This window comes from Marinobacter sp. E2 (assembly GCF_055755345.1).
This window is the reverse complement of record NZ_CM146911.1, coordinates 1,069,081-1,084,901: the sequence shown is the minus strand read 5'-3', so window position 1 is coordinate 1,084,901 and position 15,821 is coordinate 1,069,081. Positions and strand designations below refer to the sequence as shown.

General features: G+C 61.0%; 18 protein-coding genes. 12 read left to right on the top strand and 6 right to left on the bottom strand.

Annotation, left to right across the window (positions count from 1 at the left end):
• Nucleotides 1-4 precede the first annotated feature (4 nt).
• Nucleotides 5-424 carry a DUF2721 domain-containing protein gene (locus tag AC0J1C_RS04945; RefSeq protein ID WP_375192944.1) on the top strand — a complete coding sequence of 140 codons (420 nt, stop codon included), beginning with the start codon at nt 5-7 and terminating at the stop codon, nt 422-424.
• On the opposite strand, the gene AC0J1C_RS04940 is transcribed toward AC0J1C_RS04945, so the two are convergent.
• Nucleotides 415-1,035: a lysostaphin resistance A-like protein gene (locus tag AC0J1C_RS04940; RefSeq protein WP_473045839.1), complete on the bottom strand. Its 621-nt coding sequence runs from the start codon at nt 1,033-1,035 to the stop codon at nt 415-417. The two genes, AC0J1C_RS04945 and AC0J1C_RS04940, sit on opposite strands and share 10 nt — an antisense overlap.
• Nucleotides 1,036-1,890 (bottom strand): crotonase/enoyl-CoA hydratase family protein, encoded by an 855-nt coding sequence (locus tag AC0J1C_RS04935; protein WP_473045838.1) that lies wholly within the window; start codon nt 1,888-1,890, stop codon nt 1,036-1,038. It abuts the gene before it with no gap.
• 186 nt (nt 1,891-2,076) lie between these two features.
• Between AC0J1C_RS04935 and AC0J1C_RS04930 the strand changes: the two genes are divergently transcribed.
• Entirely contained in the window at nt 2,077-2,496 is a 420-nt protein-coding gene (locus AC0J1C_RS04930) for a universal stress protein (RefSeq protein ID WP_375192947.1), read from the top strand.
• Nucleotides 2,497-2,562: 66 nt separating this feature from the next.
• Here AC0J1C_RS04930 and AC0J1C_RS04925 read toward each other — a convergent pair whose 3' ends face one another.
• Both AC0J1C_RS04925 and AC0J1C_RS04920 read right to left on the bottom strand, forming a co-directional pair.
• Nucleotides 2,563-3,006 (bottom strand): MaoC family dehydratase, encoded by a 444-nt coding sequence (locus AC0J1C_RS04925; RefSeq protein ID WP_473045837.1) that lies wholly within the window; start codon nt 3,004-3,006, stop codon nt 2,563-2,565.
• 44 nt (nt 3,007-3,050) lie between these two features.
• Nucleotides 3,051-4,112, bottom strand: coding sequence for a GGDEF domain-containing protein (locus AC0J1C_RS04920; protein ID WP_375192949.1), 1,062 nt, complete (start codon nt 4,110-4,112; stop codon nt 3,051-3,053).
• Between the two features lie 194 nt (nt 4,113-4,306).
• Here AC0J1C_RS04920 and AC0J1C_RS04915 point away from each other — a divergent pair, with 194 nt between their 5' ends.
• Nucleotides 4,307-5,134 (top strand): M90 family metallopeptidase, encoded by an 828-nt coding sequence (locus tag AC0J1C_RS04915; RefSeq protein ID WP_473045836.1) that lies wholly within the window; start codon nt 4,307-4,309, stop codon nt 5,132-5,134.
• Nucleotides 5,135-5,197: 63 nt separating this feature from the next.
• Complete coding sequence (locus AC0J1C_RS04910) at nt 5,198-5,374, top strand: DUF2897 family protein (RefSeq protein WP_091991395.1); 177 nt, start codon at nt 5,198-5,200, stop codon at nt 5,372-5,374.
• A gap of 36 nt (nt 5,375-5,410) precedes the next feature.
• On the opposite strand, the gene AC0J1C_RS04905 is transcribed toward AC0J1C_RS04910, so the two are convergent.
• Nucleotides 5,411-5,938 (bottom strand): copper chaperone PCu(A)C, encoded by a 528-nt coding sequence (locus AC0J1C_RS04905; protein WP_473045835.1) that lies wholly within the window; start codon nt 5,936-5,938, stop codon nt 5,411-5,413.
• A gap of 106 nt (nt 5,939-6,044) precedes the next feature.
• Complete coding sequence (locus tag AC0J1C_RS04900; RefSeq protein WP_473045833.1) at nt 6,045-6,620, bottom strand: histidine phosphatase family protein; 576 nt, start codon at nt 6,618-6,620, stop codon at nt 6,045-6,047.
• A 277-nt stretch (nt 6,621-6,897) separates the two neighbouring features.
• Here AC0J1C_RS04900 and AC0J1C_RS04895 point away from each other — a divergent pair, with 277 nt between their 5' ends.
• The 8 genes from AC0J1C_RS04895 to AC0J1C_RS04860 all read left to right on the top strand — a co-directional run bounded on the left by AC0J1C_RS04895 (nt 6,898) and on the right by AC0J1C_RS04860 (nt 15,776).
• The gene (locus AC0J1C_RS04895; RefSeq protein ID WP_375192953.1) at nt 6,898-7,350 is read left to right on the top strand and encodes a YaiI/YqxD family protein; all 453 of its coding nucleotides are present in this window, start codon (nt 6,898-6,900) and stop codon (nt 7,348-7,350) included.
• Between the two features lie 73 nt (nt 7,351-7,423).
• Nucleotides 7,424-8,386 (top strand): hypothetical protein, encoded by a 963-nt coding sequence (locus tag AC0J1C_RS04890; RefSeq protein ID WP_473045831.1) that lies wholly within the window; start codon nt 7,424-7,426, stop codon nt 8,384-8,386.
• Nucleotides 8,387-8,593: 207 nt separating this feature from the next.
• Nucleotides 8,594-9,259, top strand: a complete 666-nt coding sequence (locus AC0J1C_RS04885; RefSeq protein WP_091991405.1) for a NirD/YgiW/YdeI family stress tolerance protein — start codon at nt 8,594-8,596, stop codon at nt 9,257-9,259.
• A gap of 123 nt (nt 9,260-9,382) precedes the next feature.
• Entirely contained in the window at nt 9,383-11,185 is a 1,803-nt protein-coding gene (locus tag AC0J1C_RS04880) for an ABC transporter ATP-binding protein (RefSeq protein ID WP_473045830.1), read from the top strand.
• 73 nt (nt 11,186-11,258) lie between these two features.
• Nucleotides 11,259-12,032 carry an ABC transporter ATP-binding protein gene (locus AC0J1C_RS04875; protein WP_473045829.1) on the top strand — a complete coding sequence of 258 codons (774 nt, stop codon included), beginning with the start codon at nt 11,259-11,261 and terminating at the stop codon, nt 12,030-12,032.
• A complete protein-coding gene (locus AC0J1C_RS04870) occupies nt 12,022-12,960 on the top strand; it encodes an ABC transporter substrate-binding protein (protein ID WP_473045828.1) in 939 nt (312 codons plus the stop codon). The genes AC0J1C_RS04875 and AC0J1C_RS04870 overlap by 11 nt, the downstream gene beginning before the upstream one ends.
• On the top strand, nt 12,950-14,980 hold the full coding sequence (gene fhuB / locus AC0J1C_RS04865; protein WP_473045827.1) for a Fe(3+)-hydroxamate ABC transporter permease FhuB: 2,031 nt from the start codon (nt 12,950-12,952) through the stop codon (nt 14,978-14,980). Before AC0J1C_RS04870 ends, fhuB begins: the two co-directional genes overlap by 11 nt.
• Nucleotides 14,967-15,776, top strand: coding sequence for a (2Fe-2S)-binding protein (locus AC0J1C_RS04860; protein ID WP_473045826.1), 810 nt, complete (start codon nt 14,967-14,969; stop codon nt 15,774-15,776). Before fhuB ends, AC0J1C_RS04860 begins: the two co-directional genes overlap by 14 nt.
• Nucleotides 15,777-15,821: the final 45 nt, after the last annotated feature.

Sequence of the window (15,821 nt, the reverse complement as noted above, 5' to 3'; positions counted from 1 at the left end):
CCCCTTGGACCTGACAACCCCTGCCCTGCTCTTTCCGGCCATTTCGCTGCTGTTACTGGCCTACACCAACCGGTTTCTGGTTCTGGCGCAGCTGATCCGCCAGCTCAAGCAGATGGACACCGAAGAGGACCACGCGCTGATTGCCCGGCAAATCAGCATGCTGCGCAAGCGGATTGTGCTGACCAAACGCATGCAGGCCTTCGGCGTGCTCAGTTTCTTCCTGTGCACCGTGTCCATGTTTCTGCTGTTTCTGGGCGCGGAGCTGCCGGGGGTGGTGGCGTTCGGCGCCAGCCTGGTGCTTCTGTCATTCTCGCTGCTCTACTCTCTGTACGAAATACAGATCTCAACCAACGCCATCAACGTGGAACTGTCCAATTTCGAGGCCCGCAAGAGCGCGGATCGGGAAGACATGGATTACTCCTGAAGCGGGCTGTTGTCCTGGTCAACCGGCCGTACGCCAAACCAGCGGGGAAACCTGAGCAGGCAGAACAGTGCAATCATGTCGTAAATGGCGTGCCAGACCATGACCAGCAGCAGGCTTTCCGAGAGCAGGTAGGCCGTGCCGAGTATCAACCCCAGACCGGTGGCAACCAGGAAATAGGTAAACGACACATAGTGAACCAGCCCGAATAACACCGACGCCGCCAGCAGTGCCGTCAATGGACCGGTATGGGCCATCAGCCAGCCCTGCAACGCGCCCCGGAACAGCAGTTCCTCACCCACGCCGGCCAATACCGACAGAAACACCAGCACCGCCGGAGGATAGCTTGAGGCGAAGTTGTAGAGCCCCTGCATCTGCCGCTCCAGGTTTTCCGGGAACAGATGCGGAATGCGGGTGAGCAGAAGCAGCAGACCGTAGGTGGCAGCGGCACCAACGATGCCATAGATGAGACCGGACCAGACGCCGGCACCGGCCAGATGCACCGGTATCCCGACCAACAGAATGGCCAACAGCCCGAGTATGCCGATGCCCCCCTGGAACAGGAGGGCAGCAGAAGAGGAAATACCGGTTTTACGCCGTTTGCCCGATGCCATCTACTGATCGAACAGCGGCTTTACCGGAAACAGAGCGTCGTATTTCGGTGCCTGCTTCTGGGCCTTGGCCTGGAACGATTTCATCATATCCGTGGGCCGGAACATGCCGGCCTGCCAGGTAGCCATGTACTTCAGGCTGTCTTCCACGCTGTGGTCACGACTGTAGTTGAGCATTTCCTTGCAACCGGTCACCGCCAGGGGCGAGTTGGCGGCAATCTGGCCGGCAACGTCCATGACCGCCGCCAACATGGCTTCCTGGTCGGCGTAAACGGCATTCACAAAGCCCATCCGGTGGGCCTCGTTGGCAGAGAACTTGCGCCCGGTGTAGGCCAGTTCGCGAACCACGCCTTCTGGCATCAGCTTGGGCAGGCGCTGCAAGGTGCCCACATCGGCGGTCATGCCCAGTTCGGTTTCCTTGATGGTGAAGTAGGCGTCTTCGGTGCAGTAACGGCTATCGGCTGCACACACCAGATCCAGGGCGCCGCCAATACAGCCACCATGGATGGCGGCCAGCACCGGCAGACGGATCTTTTCCAGCGAGGTCAGGGTGTCCTGCAGTTGCAGCACCACCCGACGCAGGTTCTCGGCCATGCGCCCCGGGTCGCCGTTCATCGGCACCGCCTTGGGATCGCTGAACACGCCAAGGTCCATGCCGGCCGAAAAATGCTTGCCTGTGGAAGAGATCACGATCACCCGGGCGTCGGTGTTGGCCTCGATGTCCTGCATGCAGCGAGGCAATTCCAGCCAGAACGCCTTGTTCATGGTATTCAGGGCTTCTGGCCGGCTGAACCGTACATGGGCGACGTGGTCGTTGACCTCGATCGAAAAGCTTTCGTAGTTGGACAAGTCAGACAAGACGATACTCCTGGTAGATGATGACATCGACGCCTGAGCGCTCGAGACCGTTTATGCTACCTTCGTCGAAGGCCATTGAAAACGTCGACGGGCCACCACTTTTGACAGATCCGGCACCCGACTGCCAATCTTGAAACAGGACCGCATACATAGATGTTTCCGTTCCTTCGGAAAAGGAGAACTCTCATGTACAGCAAGATCCTCGTGCCAGTTGACCTGGCCCACACCGATAAAATCGTGAAAGCGTTGAATACAGCCATCGACATGGCCAAGCACTACAACGCCACGCTCTGTTACGTCTCCGTTACCAATACCACCCCGGGGGCGGCTGCCCACAACCCGAAAGAACTCGCCGAGAAACTGAACGAATTTGCCGAGGAGCAGGGAAAGTCTCACGGTATCAGCACCGACAGCATGGTGATGGAATCGCCGGATACCGCGGTGGAGCTGGACGACAAGTTGTTGCAGGCGATCAGGGAAACCGGTGTTGATCTGGTGGTGATGGCGTCACACCCACCGGGCATTGGTGATCGGCTCCATATCCTGCACTCCAATGGCGCCAATATCGTGAAACACAGCGATGTATCGGTGTTTGTGGTTCGCTGAAGAAGGGGAAAAGAGGGGGAAAACCAGTGGCGTGTTGCCCGAGGCACGCAGGCGGGGCTTCGGCGCTCAGGCCAGCCCTGCCATGACCTCCCGCTCCTTGTCGCCGGGTAGAATGCCCGTGAGCCACGCCTCGATCACAATCTCGCCCTGCTGATTGGACAGGGTCGCCTCTGCGCGCGCCCGGTTGCCTTGCTCGACCTCGGTAATGGTGAACTCACAGGTTATGGTATCGCCAAAGTACACCGGCCGGCGGAACCTGAAATTCATGCCGGAAGCCAGCCAACCGATCTGCCCACCGACTTCCGTTATCATTCCGCCCACAAGAAGGCCGTGGCAGATTTTTCCGTTCAGGTTCTTTGCCATGGCGAAATCATCGCTGTAATGGACCGGATTCTGATCGCGACTGATCTGGCCAAAGGCAAGGGTTTCCTGCTCGGTAAACGTTCTGGTTAGCCGGAATGAGTCGCCGGCACTCAGACCAGCAAGGGTTCTTTCTCGAATCTCAGTCATCGATTGCACTCTCTCCAGACGATCGGCAACGCTTGGTTCGTCGCTCAGGCAGTTTCCAGTTCCACCCGGTTTCGGCCGCCGGTTTTCCCCTTGTACAGCGCCATATCGGCCCTGCTGACCGCCGTACTCAGGTCATCGCCGGCTCGCAGCTCGCTGACGCCGATGCTGATCGTAACGCTCAGCTCTTCACCCATGATCGGGTTCCAGTCCCGGGACAGAAAGGCGTTGCGGATCCGCTCCGCGCTTGCCTGGGCCTTCGCGGCATCGGTATCGGGAAGAATGGCGAGAAACTCCTCACCACCCCAGCGTCCGATCAGATCCTGGGTTCGCAATTCGCCCCGGATGAGATCTGCCACGGCCGACAGTACCCGATCGCCCACTTCGTGGCCGTGACGATCATTGATGGTTTTGAAGTGATCCACATCCAGCAGCAGGAAACTCACCGGGTGCCCGCTACGCTGGAAGCGCGCCAGTTCTTTTTCCGCCAGATACGCCATGTGACGCCGGTTGAACAGGCCGGTCAGCGAATCGGTTGTTGCCATCTGGCGCAACTTCCGCTGGGCCAGGACCACCATTCGCAGGTAATAGGAAGCCAGGTAACTGAACATCGCAAACACGACGCTCAGGTTGAACAGCTGCACCAGATGAAGGGCACTCTGGGGAATTGGCTGCAGAGGCTGGATTGACCACATCAGGACATCAAGAGCAACGTAATAGGCCCAGAGAGACAGAAGCGCAACAATGGCCCAACGCCGAGGCGCGGATACACAGATGGCCGGAATGAACATCAGCAGGTAATAGTGGAAGCCACTGTCCCAGCCAATCAGGATGATGCCCAGGGCCGCATGAATGAGAACCTCGGACCAGATCAGGACAACGGCTGTCCGATTGTATCGGTACTTCAGCGCGTAGTAGGCACCGGCATACATGCCCACGCTTACCACGTTGACCCAGGCGAGAATGGGCGAGCCCAGAGCGTGGAACAAAAAGAAAAAGGCAATATCCACACAGGCGGCGATCTGCGCACACCGCATGGCCAGTCGCCAGAACTGCGGTCGGCGGTCCCGCGCCGGCTCGTACATCGCTCGGTTATCGGAGCTGTCCATCAACGTCATAATTCCTTGTGAGTTGCCAAAGACTACGCCGAAATCTTTCCCTTTGCCTCCGTGAAATGCAAACAACTGAAAATTCTCAGGTACAGATGCTGTCCTGGCAGGGCACCCCACAAAATACCACCCCAGATTTGCCGGTTTTTTCGGTAGTATGGGATCTGGCTCGGTGACTCCATGGCAGGCTCGGTATGGCGGCAACAACCTTTGGACTTTTCGCGGTGCTCCTGATCGCCGGCTGCGTTTTCTATCTGTTCTTTTACCGCACCTGGCGACGAAATCGCGAACTGAATGAACCCTTCCCGGCCTCCTGGCGCCAACTGCTGGAAGACCGCGTTCCCCTTTACCGGGCACTGGACACCTCCCGGAAACGGGCACTGGAACGCAGGGTGCAGCTGTTTCTCGCCGAGAAAAGCTTCTACGGCTGCGATGGCTTCGAAGTGGACGAGGGCGTCAGGGTCACCATTGCCGGCCATGCCTGTCTGCTGATCCTGGCACGCCCCTATTCCGATTACGATGAGGTTCGCAGCATCCTGGTGTACCCCGATGCCTATCACGCCACCGGTACGGAGAGCGACGGTTATGTGGTGAGCGAGACCAGCGAGATACGGGCGGGCGAGGCGTCAACCCACGGACAGGTTGTACTGGCCTGGACGGAATGCGAAGAGGCCGCCAGCAACCCGGACAGCCCCCACAACGTCATCCTCCACGAGTTTGCTCATCAACTGGATTATCTGGATGGCAGTGCCGATGGGGCTCCGCCGCTGAGCGGAGAACAGGCCCGTCGCTGGCAAAGCACCATGACCGACGCTTACGAGCACCTGCTGAACACCCTTGAACACCACGACCAGCCATGGCTCGATCCTTACGGCGCTACCGAGCCTGCGGAATTCTTCGCCGTGCTCACCGAAGCCTTTTTCCAGACACCGGCCTCGCTCAAGGCCTCGCAGCCGGCGGTTTTCGGGGCCCTGAAAGATTACTACCGGTTGGACCCGACCTCCTTCGGCCAGCAAACCTGACGGTTGTCGGCGGGGCCCGGCAGGTCCATCATGGGAGGTAAAGACCCGTGTGAGAGGTGAATCATGCCCCTTATTGGATGGATTATCCTGCTGGTAGCGCTTGCCCTGATCGTTGGCAGCCTGATGCTGCTCCGCGACAGTGCCCACAGCATGAAGATATCGGATGAAAAAATGAAAAAGATCCAGGCCCGGAAAGCCGAGATCGAAGCGGAGGAAAGCGCCGAAGACAAGGAATGGTAGCCCGGCAGTAACGCCTGCGTTGCCGGGCTCCGCAACTCAATGACCGCTGTGGTTCATGCCCTGGCCGGAATGCTTCATCCCCTCACCGCCGTGCATACCACCATCGTTTGTCGGCATTGCGGGTCCGTCCAGAGACTCCACGTTGAGCTCAACGGCCATATCGCCGGCACCTTCGAACTCCAGTGTCAGTGGAATCTTCTCCCCTTCCTGCAAAGGGCTGGTCAGCTTCTCCAGCATCAGGTGGTAGCTGTGGGGTTTGAGCGTCACCGTTTCCCCAGCGGGGATCTCCAACCCTGCCGGTAACCGCTCCATGCGCATGACACCGTCCTGGATGCGGGATTCGTGAATCGACACCTGCCCCGCCCTGGGTGACCGGGCACCCACCAGCGTAACCGTGGTGTCACCAGTATTTGAAATGGCCATGTAGCCCACTCCCATGTCGATTCCCGGAGGTGTGGGGCGGCTCCAGGGATGCTCAATGCTCAGAGCGCCCTGCCGATAGTCATGGGCAACAGCCGGGAGAGCAAGCAACAGCAACAGCGGTAGACTCAGGCGAAACGTCATACAGAAGTATCCTTGCAGGGAAAGACTCTGCGAAAGCATACAGCCCCCGCTCGCGCCTTCCCAGCCCGCCGCGCTGTAACACCCGATTTTCACCGGAACCGCAACGCTAGCGCCCGGGAGATACCCGGGCCAGAATGGTCGGCTCCTCCGACAACGGCAGGCTGATGATCACGCCTTCATTGGAGGACGGAAAAATCCCGGTCAGCGCCGTTATATTCACCTGATGCGACACAAGAATCACCGGCGCCCCGCTGTCCATTTGATTCACCAGCGCTATGGTCTGCCGGATCTGAGCCGGACCGTCACCTCGGTTACGGAAAAATGAATTCAGCGATGGCCACTCGATCACCTCTCCCATGGCCATCTCCCGTGCAGTATCCATACAACGGCACCACTGGCTGCTGAACACCCGGGCTTCGGTAACGCCATGCTCTGCCAGAAACGGCTTCCAGGCCCGGGCCTGTTCGCGCCCGGTGTCGTTGAGATTCCTCTGGGTGCTGCAATCATAGAGCTCAAAATCGGCCGGGTCCCCGGTACCGGGCGCCAGTGCATGACGAAGCATCAACACCGCCCGGCCGTCTTTCAGGGCTTCCCAGGCTTGTTGATTACTCTCAGAACCCAGCGTCGTTGCCGACAGCAAAGTTGCGAAGACAACACTCAGGATCTTCCAGATTCTCATCATCAGGACCTCGTCTATAGTCAGAGCGAATACCTTGATTCCCGCGGAAACACCGCCCGTGTCTGGCGGAGGCATTGTGGGCGTCCTTCCAAAAATGTTGGAGGCCATGGATGGCCGGAAACAAGCCACATGGACGTGCTCGGAGCGGTTTTTGGAAGGACGCCCACAATGTCTCCCCCCGCCAGAGCTGAATCCATCAATGAATACGCGGAACCAAACTACCAGGCTCACCACAACAAACGGTAAACTCCCTTAAAGCAAACCAACTGAAGGAACCACCATGCCAATCTGGGTCGACGCCGACGCCTGCCCCGTTCCCATCCGGGAGATCCTCTGCCGCGCCGCTACCCGCTGGCAAATAACCACCACCTTCATCGCCAACCACGCCATCAATCTGCCGCCAAGTCCCTACATCAAGCGCCGCCAGGTGCCCCACGGTTTTGATGTTGCCGATAACGAAATCATGGACCAGATGCAGGCGGGCGACCTGGTGATTACCCAGGACATACCCCTGGCCGCCGAGGCCATCGAAAAAGGCGCCGACGTCTTCAACCCCAGGGGTCAGGCCTTCACCAAAGAGAACATCCGCCAGCGCCTGGCCATGCGCAACTTCATGGAGGAGATGCGCAACGCCGGCCAGGTTACCGGCGGCCCGGCACCGTTCAGCCAGACCGACCGGAAGGAATTCGCCGACAAGCTCGACCGCTGGTTGCAGCGAAATCACCGGAGCTGAAACCGCCTCTGGCATTCGCGGCCGCAGTGGTTCAGGGTAGGAACGTCAACCGAAGCCCAAACGGAGGATGACCATGAGCCACCCGCAGGCAGACCTGGCCCGGCTGGAACGGTACGGGCCCGAAACCCGCGAATACACCCTTGCGATCATCACCGACGAAGACCATGCCTCGCAGGTGGAACTGGAGGACGGGCAGATTGCCTGGCAGTCCACCCTGCGCTACGACCGCCTCTATCGGGAGCAGGACCCCACCACCGGCAAGGTGCGCTATCGGATGGAGGAAATACCGCCCGAGGAAGGCGGCGAACATCAACTCATAAGCCTGATTGCGGAGGGAGGCCGGGGGGCCGAGTTCTCGGAGCTGGTGCTTTTCGGGGAACGCCTGATCACCTTCGATGACCGGACGGGACTCGTCTGCGAAATCCGGAACCAGAGCCAGCTGGTGCCAAGGCACATCCTGATGACCGGCAGTGGCGATGAAGCCTTCAAGGGCTTCAAGAGCGAATGGGCCACCCTGAAGGGCGACGAAATGGTGGTGGGCAGCCACGGCAAAAATGCCAGGGAGGAGTGGATCAAGATTCTGGATCGCAACTACGGCCTGCGCAGCCGCGACTGGCACCGGAACTACCAGCGCATGCGGGAGGCACTGGGCGTAGGCGAGCAGGGTTATGTGACCCACGAGGCCGCCGAATGGCATCCCTACCGCAACTGCTGGCTGTTCTTCCCCCGCAAGATATCCGGGACTCCCTTCGATGAAGCCGTGGACGAGCGCGAGCGAGGCGGCAATACCCTGATTATGGCCAGCGCCGATTTTACCGACATCAAAACCGTGGCGGTGGGCCCGCTAACCCCCGAGCGCGGCGTATCATCCTTCAAACTCATTCCCGGTCGCCCGGACGAATGCATCGGGCTGAAGAGCGTTGAAATCGGCGACCACACCGAAACCTACCTGTTCTGTTTTGACCTTCAAGGCAATGTGTTGCAGGAGGATACATTAATAGGCCGGTACAAATGCGAAGGTGTGGAAATACTCTGAACATGCCGGCATGGGCGGCCCGCCGACCTTTGCCGGCGACGGCAGCGTCCTTTCCGGGCCATTAAGGAACATTCAGAATCCTTTATTTTCGTGAACCTGAGAGCCAATCAGATGACTGAGGCGGTGAATGTGGCGTTAAAGAGAGCGAGACCACATTCAGACATTTCAAGATCCGAGTCTGATAAAAGACCAAAAGGAGATCTGAGTATGAAACGTTCACTGCTTTCACTGTCGATTGCCTCAACCCTGATCGCAACTCCGGTGGCTGCCCTGGCGGCCGACAAAGGCGCAGAAAACGAGAGCCCCTACCTTGCGGCGGATGGCTCCTGGATCACGTTGAGCGGCAAAGTGACCAGCACCACCGCCGACACCTTCATGCTGGACTATGGCAGAGGCCTGGTTACGGTCGAGATGGACGATTGGGACTGGTTCGAAGAGAACGGCGAAGTCCTACCGGGCGACAACGTCACTGTGTATGGCGAAGTCGACGACGACACCTTCGAGGGTGCGAAAGTCGAGGCCAGCAGTGTCTACGTGGAGAGCCTGGGAACCTACTTCTATGCCAACGCCGCTGACGAGGAATCGTTCAACGACCTGGACGTGGCACCCACCATCGATATTGGCCAGATGATCGTGACCGGAACGATAACCAGCGTCTCTGGCTCCGAGTTCACCATCGACTCGGGCGTTCAGGAAATGACCGTCGACACCGCTCTGATGCCTTATGATCCCATGGATGATGAAGGATTCCAGCAGCTCGAAGTCGGCGACCTGGTGTCCGTAACCGGCGATATTGAGGACGACACCTTCGAGGAATCCGAACTGCTCGCAGACACGGTCGTCACTCTGGAAGACGATAGCGTCGATTCCTGATAACCACAGAGGTCGAAGCCCCGCACACCGCGGGGCTTTTTTTGATAATGATTCTCTTTTAATTGATGCCCCAAGCGGGTACGCTTTGCGCTTTTCCAGACACAACTCCGGAACGAGCGCTCCATGTCCACGTCCCACACCAAAGCAACCAGCAGTTTCGCCGCCCTGGCCCGCCTGCTCCGATATGCCCGGGGTTACCGCCGGCAGATCATTGCGGCCACCACCTGTTCCATCATCAACAAACTGTTCGATATTGCACCGGAGATCCTCATTGGTGTGGCCATTGATGTGGTGGTCAACCAGGAAGAGAGTTTCGTGGCCGGTCTTGGCTTCGAAACCGCACAGGAACAGATCACTGTACTGGCGGTGCTCACGTTCTTCATCTGGGCCGGTGAATCCCTGTTCGAATACCTGTTCCAGATCCTCTGGCGTAACCTCGCCCAGCGTCTGCAGTCCGATCTGCGCCAGGATGCCTACGAGCACGCCCAGCGACTGGATATGAGCTTCTTCGAGGCGCGCAGCTCCGGCCAGCTGGTGGCGACCATGAACGACGACGTTAACCAGCTGGAGCGCTTCCTGGATGGCGGTGCCAACGCCATGATCCAGGTGCTGGTTACCGTGATTGCCGTGGGTGCGGTGTTCTTCGTACTGTCGCCCCTGATTGCCCTGCTCGCGTTCACCCCCATCCCCCTCATCATCTGGGGCGCGTTCTACTTCCAGCGTAAAGCCGGGCCGCTGTACGCCGATGTGCGCGAGAAAGTCGGGGACCTGTCCAGCCGGCTGGCCAACAACCTGGGCGGCATTGCCACCATCAAGAGCTTTACCGCCGAGCAGCGGGAAGCAGCCCGGCTCAAGCAGAGCAGCGAGGCCTACGTGGAGGCTAACCGACGCGCCATTCGCATCAGCTCTGCGTTCATTCCGGTCATCCGGATGGCCATCCTGGCCGGCTTTCTGGCCACGTTTACCGTCGGCGGCATGATGGCCCTCGAAGGTACCCTGAATGTGGGCGCCTACGGCGTGCTGGTATTCCTCACTCAGCGGCTGCTGTGGCCACTGACCGGCCTTGCCGAGGTGATCGACCTGTTCGAACGCGCCATGGCCAGCACTCGCCGGATTCTCGATCTGCTGGCCGAGCCGGTGCATGTGCGGGACGAGGGCGGCAAGCCGCTGCAAACGCCGGTGAAAGGCGACGTGACCTTCGAAAACGTGAGCTTTCACTATCCCGCCAGCGGCGCCGGCATCCGGGACATCAGCCTCAATGTCCCGGCGGGCAACACCCTCGCCCTGGTGGGCGCCACCGGTTCCGGCAAGTCCACGCTGGTCAAGCTTCTGCTGCGCTTCTACGACCCCAGCAACGGCGAGATTCGCATCGACGGCCAGCCCGTGCGCGAGCTCAGCCTGAACTCGCTGCGTGGGGCCATTGGTCTTGTCAGCCAGGATGTGTACCTGTTTGAAGGCAGCATTCGCGAGAACCTGGCTTACGGCAATCCCCGGGCTACCGAGGCGGAGATCATCGAGGCGGCGCGAACCGCCGAGGCCTGGTCGTTCATCGAGTCCCTGCCCGAGGGCCTGGACACGCCGGTCGGCGAGCGGGGTGTGCGCCTCTCCGGCGGCCAGCGCCAGCGGCTTTCACTCGCCCGTGCGCTGCTGAAAGATCCGCCCATTCTGGTTCTCGATGAAGCCACCAGCGCCGTTGATAATGAAACCGAGGCTGCCATCCAGCGCTCACTCAAACGCATCGGCCATAACCGCACGGTGATCATGATTGCCCACCGGCTGTCCACCATTGTGGAGGCCGACGCCATTGCCGTAATTGAAAACGGCAAGGTACAGGAACTCGGCACCCACCGGGAGTTGCTGGAGCAAGGCGGCGCCTACGCCAAACAGTGGCAGGTGCAGACCGGGCAGCTTCAGGCACTGGCTTGAACACTATAAATATTGATAGTGATTCGCATTTAGACTATCCTGCAGGCCCTCTGTAGTACTTCCGGGAGCCTGCATGTCTGTCTTTCTCGACGTTTCCAACCTCGATGTCCACATTGGCGGCACGGCCATTCTGCGCCAACTCAGCCTGGACTTCCTGGAGGGCGAAGTAACCGCGCTGCTGGGCCACAACGGCTCCGGAAAATCCACGTTGCTGAAAGTGCTGGCGCGCCAGCTCTCACCCAGTGCCGGCACCGTACAGTTGCTGGGCCGCCCCTTCACCGCCACCGGTGCCCGGGAGTTTGCCCGGCATGTGGGTTACCTGCCCCAGCATCCGCCCGCCACCGACGGACTGACGGTTCGCGAACTGGTGGCCCTCGGGCGCTATCCCTGGCGCGGCCCGCTGGGGCGCTACACCGATGAGGATCATGGGCTGATTGATCAGGCCATTGACGACACTGGCCTGCGAGCGTTCCGGCACCGCTCGGTGGATACACTTTCGGGCGGCGAACGCCAGCGTGCGTGGATTGCCATGCTGCTGGCGCAGCAAACCCGATGCCTGCTGCTGGACGAACCCATCTCCGCGCTCGATGTAAAACACCAGGTGGAAACCCTCCGCCTGGTGCATCGGCTTGCCGATGACAGGGAGCTGACGGTGATTGTGGTACTCCACGACGTGGACCTGGCGGCGCGGTTCTGTGACCGTCTGGTGGCCCTGAAATCCGGCCAACTGGTGGCCGACGGCGCCCCCAGGGAGATCATGGATTCGGGCGTGCTCGAATCCATCTACGGCGTGCCCATGGGGGTTATGGAGCGAGCTCCCGGGCAGTGGGTTTCCTATGTGCACTAGGCATAAGCGGATTCTCCGGCTCTGCATTGCTCTGCTGCTCAGCGCTTTGCCCTTTTCGGCAGCAAGCGCGGCCACCTGGCAACACGAACAGGGCAGCCTCACCCTGGAGGAGCCCCCCAAGCGGATTGTCGCTCTCAACTGGGCCGCCACCGAGGCCCTGTTGCTGCTCGGCGTAACGCCGGTGGGCGTGGCCGATCGTGATGGCTACGAGGTATGGGTGGGCGAACCCGAACTGCCGGACGGGGTTGCCAACGTGGGGACCCGCGTGGCGCCCAGCCTGGAAGCCATTGCCCAACTTGAACCGGACCTGATTGTCACCAGCTCGGAAATGGCGCCGGCCGCCAACCTGCTGGAGCGGATTGCCCCGACCTACGTTGTGAGTGTTTACAAACCCGGCTCCCGCCCGTTCGCTAAGGCCCGCGACATGCTGACCACGCTCGCCGACATGCTGGACCGGGAAGACCGGGCCCGGGCGGTACTGGCAGACATCGAACAGACCCTGGCCACCCAGCGCGCCCGGCTTGAGCAAGCCGGCCTGACCGAGCGGCCGGTGGCACTGGTGAATTTCCTGGATGCCCGGCACGTTCGGATCTACACGTCCAACGGCCTGTACCAGAGCACGCTGAACGCCCTGGGCCTGGAAAATGTCTGGCCGAATGAGGGCAACTACTGGGGCTTTTCAGTGATTGGTCTGGAGGCACTCGCGCCCTATGAGCAAAGCCGGATCGTGGCCATCTCCCCGACCCCACCAGGCCTGTCGGACTCCCTGGCCGAAAGCCCGTTCTGGACCTACCTCCCGGCGGTGAAGCGGGAACAGGTCTATCAGCTTGACGCGGTATGGCCCTTTGGTGGCGTGTATCCGGTAAAACGGCTGGCCGTCATGCTCGCAGACAGCCTGTTGCAGGGAGGTTCTGGCAATGTACGCTGACTCCACGGCAACCCCGGGCCGCGCCCCGGCATTGCCCGCCAGGCTGCCGGTCGCCGCTGCCCTGATCTGGCTCGGCGCCCTCCTGGCCAGCGCCGCACCCTGGTTTGGCGATCTCGACCCGGCCGCCCTTGTGGCTGCTTTCTGGACCTTCGAGGCTGATTACTACCCCTCGGTACTGGCCCATTACAGCTGGGCCCCGCGAGTGGCCATTGCCATTCTGATCGGCCTGGGCCTGGGCCTGGCCGGCGCGGTAACGCAGCAGATTCTTGGCAACCCCCTGGCCTCGCCCACAACACTGGGGGTAGAAGCGGGCGGGCAGTTCGGGGTTACCCTGGCCACCCTGTTCTTTCCCGGACTGCTTGCCTTCAGTCCAGACCTTGTAGCGGTGGCTGGCGGACTCCTGGCTATCGGTCTGGTGATCGCCCTCACCTGGCGGCTTGGATTCTCGCCGGTGTCAGTGATTCTCGCGGGGCTGGTCATCACCTTTTTCCTGGGCGCCGTGAACATGGCGTTCCTGCTCCTTAAGGGCGAATGGCTGGGCAACCTGTTCATCTGGGGGGCCGGTTCCCTGGTGCAGAACAACTGGCAACCGTTCATGGACCTCTGGCCAAGGGTGCTGGTATTGGGGGCCCTGATGATCGCCCTGATGCGCCCGCTTCAGATCCTGCAGTTGGGCCAGAGTTCGGCCAGCTCGCTGGGCGCCCGGGTTGGCATGATCCGTTTGCTGGCCCTGTTGCTGGTGGTGCTGATGAGCGCCACCGTGGTCAGCCGGGTCGGCGTTGTGGCCTTCGTGGGCCTGGCAGCGCCGGTTCTGGCCAGATTGCTGGGCGCCCGTACACTGGTGGCCCGACTGGCCTGGAGCAGTGTCCTGGGCGCAGGCCTGCTGTTGCTGGCCGATACCCTGGCCCATTGGGCCTCCACCTGGGGCAATGGCTCGCTGGTGCCCACCGGTACCGCCACCGCTCTTATTGGCGGGCCGATCATTCTTCTGGCCCTGCAGAATTTCAAGAACACCCACCACATGCCCGGGCAGGCAGACGGACCGGCCGGCTTTCTGCCCGCTCGCCGTTCGACCCTGGTCATCGGCGGGCTGCTAGCCTCGTTTCTCCTGCTGACCATGGCCCTCTCCATGGCCTGGTCGCCGGGCCTCGAGGGCTGGAACTGGACCGCCCCGGCACAATGGGGAGAAGCCTGGGTCTGGCGCGGCCCACGCCTGCTGGCCGCAGTACTGGCCGGCGTCGCCCTGGGCCTGGCCGGCACCCTGATCCAGCGCATGACGGGCAATCCCATGGCCAGCCCGGAAATGCTCGGCATCAGCGGTGGCGCCGCCGTAGTGATGGTGATTACGGTGCTTATCGGGGCCGATATTGGCCGCGCCGGCCAGATTGGTGCAGCGACCGCTGGCGCCGCCGGTGCCCTGGCACTGCTGTTGCTGCTGGCTCGCAAGCATCGGTTTGCCGGCAACCAGCTGTTGCTCGGGGGCCTCGCGCTCTACGTATTCATGGATGCCGGCCTGCGCCTGGTCATGGCGTCCGGCGGCACGGTTGCCTCCCGGCTGCTGAACTGGATGTACGGTTCCACCTGGCTGATCTCGGAATCCGAGGCCCTGGGGCTGATGGTTCTGATCCTTCTGATCGCCGCCCTGCTCTTGTTGATCATCCGGCCACTGACGTTGCTGCCCCTGGGAGAGACATCGGCCTCCTCACTCGGGCTGCCGGTTCCCAGGACGCGACTTGCGCTGTTGCTGCTGGCCGCGCTGCTGACTGGCGCGGCCACCGTGGTGATCGGTCCACTCAGTTTTGTGGGACTGATCGCGCCCCACCTGGCCCGGGTTCTGGGCCAGCAGACCGTAGGTCGGCAGTTGATTGTCGCGGCACTGGCGGGAGGGTTACTGCTGGGCGTTGCCGATTATCTGGCCCGAACCGTCATCTACCCGAACCAGTTGCCGGCGGGCCTGTTGGCGGCTCTGGTCGGCGGGCTCTATTTTCTCTGGGGGCTGAGCCGCCATGGCCGTGCCTGAGGTGTATGTCCCGGGGAAATGCTGGTCGAAGCGCTACGAGGTGCTTCTGGCCGAATCAGGGCTGGACGCCCAGGCCATTCTCGGTGGCGCTCTTCAGCCGGCACCGGGCGAACGCCGGGGCCTGTTTTCTCTGGCCCAGTGCCTGGAGCAACCGGCCATCCTGACCCGCCAGGTCATCCACGACTACCCGGAGAGCAACGGTCGCCAGGCCCTGAGGGCCCACGCCTCCGTATTACAGCAGAATCTCGCCCTGAGCGTAATCGCGCCCCTTACCCTGAGACTGTTCCGGAACGGGGCTGCACCACTGCCAAACCCCGACCGAATTTTCCTGGCGCCGATCGATAGCGCCAACGAGAGTGCGACCGGGCGCTGGTTTCAGGTGCCGGGGGAACCACTGGTCGATGAAGCAACCTTCATACACTCTGTTGGCAGGATGACGGCGGATTGGTATCCGGTATTCCGACAGGACCTCGGCGTAAGTCCCGGCGCTTACTGGAGCAGTGTCGGGCTGGGGCTGGGGGCGCCTTTCTCAGCGGTGTGGAACCTGGCAGAGCCGGAATCCCTGTGCGCACTGGCCCAGGCCTGGCTGACCATATTCCGGAACGATGCCAACCGTTTTATTGACTGGATTCCGGCCGTCTTCGGCGATCAGCAAACGGCCATTCCACAGCGAAAAGGCTGCTGCCTGAAGTACCTGCTACCGGGCGGGGGTTATTGCGGCACCTGCGGTATTTACCGCAAACAGCGACTTGCCGAACTCAGCCGCCAATCGTCGACGCAAGTACAGCACCGATAACCAGAACCCCGATCATCGCGCCCGCACTGGCGGCAATTTTCAGTC

Coding starts and splice junctions, on each gene's coding strand:
- AC0J1C_RS04880 (WP_473045830.1), top strand. CDS start 9,383: ATGTCCACGTCCCACACCAAAGCAACCAGCAGTTTCGCCGCCCTGGCC.
- AC0J1C_RS04890 (WP_473045831.1), top strand. CDS start 7,424: ATGAGCCACCCGCAGGCAGACCTGGCCCGGCTGGAACGGTACGGGCCC.
- AC0J1C_RS04910 (WP_091991395.1), top strand. CDS start 5,198: ATGCCCCTTATTGGATGGATTATCCTGCTGGTAGCGCTTGCCCTGATC.
- AC0J1C_RS04885 (WP_091991405.1), top strand. CDS start 8,594: ATGAAACGTTCACTGCTTTCACTGTCGATTGCCTCAACCCTGATCGCA.
- AC0J1C_RS04905 (WP_473045835.1), bottom strand. CDS start 5,938: ATGACGTTTCGCCTGAGTCTACCGCTGTTGCTGTTGCTTGCTCTCCCG.
- AC0J1C_RS04920 (WP_375192949.1), bottom strand. CDS start 4,112: ATGGACAGCTCCGATAACCGAGCGATGTACGAGCCGGCGCGGGACCGC.
- AC0J1C_RS04915 (WP_473045836.1), top strand. CDS start 4,307: ATGGCGGCAACAACCTTTGGACTTTTCGCGGTGCTCCTGATCGCCGGC.
- AC0J1C_RS04860 (WP_473045826.1), top strand. CDS start 14,967: ATGGCCGTGCCTGAGGTGTATGTCCCGGGGAAATGCTGGTCGAAGCGC.
- AC0J1C_RS04870 (WP_473045828.1), top strand. CDS start 12,022: ATGTGCACTAGGCATAAGCGGATTCTCCGGCTCTGCATTGCTCTGCTG.
- AC0J1C_RS04900 (WP_473045833.1), bottom strand. CDS start 6,620: ATGATGAGAATCTGGAAGATCCTGAGTGTTGTCTTCGCAACTTTGCTG.
- AC0J1C_RS04930 (WP_375192947.1), top strand. CDS start 2,077: ATGTACAGCAAGATCCTCGTGCCAGTTGACCTGGCCCACACCGATAAA.
- AC0J1C_RS04895 (WP_375192953.1), top strand. CDS start 6,898: ATGCCAATCTGGGTCGACGCCGACGCCTGCCCCGTTCCCATCCGGGAG.
- fhuB (WP_473045827.1), top strand. CDS start 12,950: ATGTACGCTGACTCCACGGCAACCCCGGGCCGCGCCCCGGCATTGCCC.
- AC0J1C_RS04940 (WP_473045839.1), bottom strand. CDS start 1,035: ATGGCATCGGGCAAACGGCGTAAAACCGGTATTTCCTCTTCTGCTGCC.
- AC0J1C_RS04925 (WP_473045837.1), bottom strand. CDS start 3,006: ATGACTGAGATTCGAGAAAGAACCCTTGCTGGTCTGAGTGCCGGCGAC.
- AC0J1C_RS04875 (WP_473045829.1), top strand. CDS start 11,259: ATGTCTGTCTTTCTCGACGTTTCCAACCTCGATGTCCACATTGGCGGC.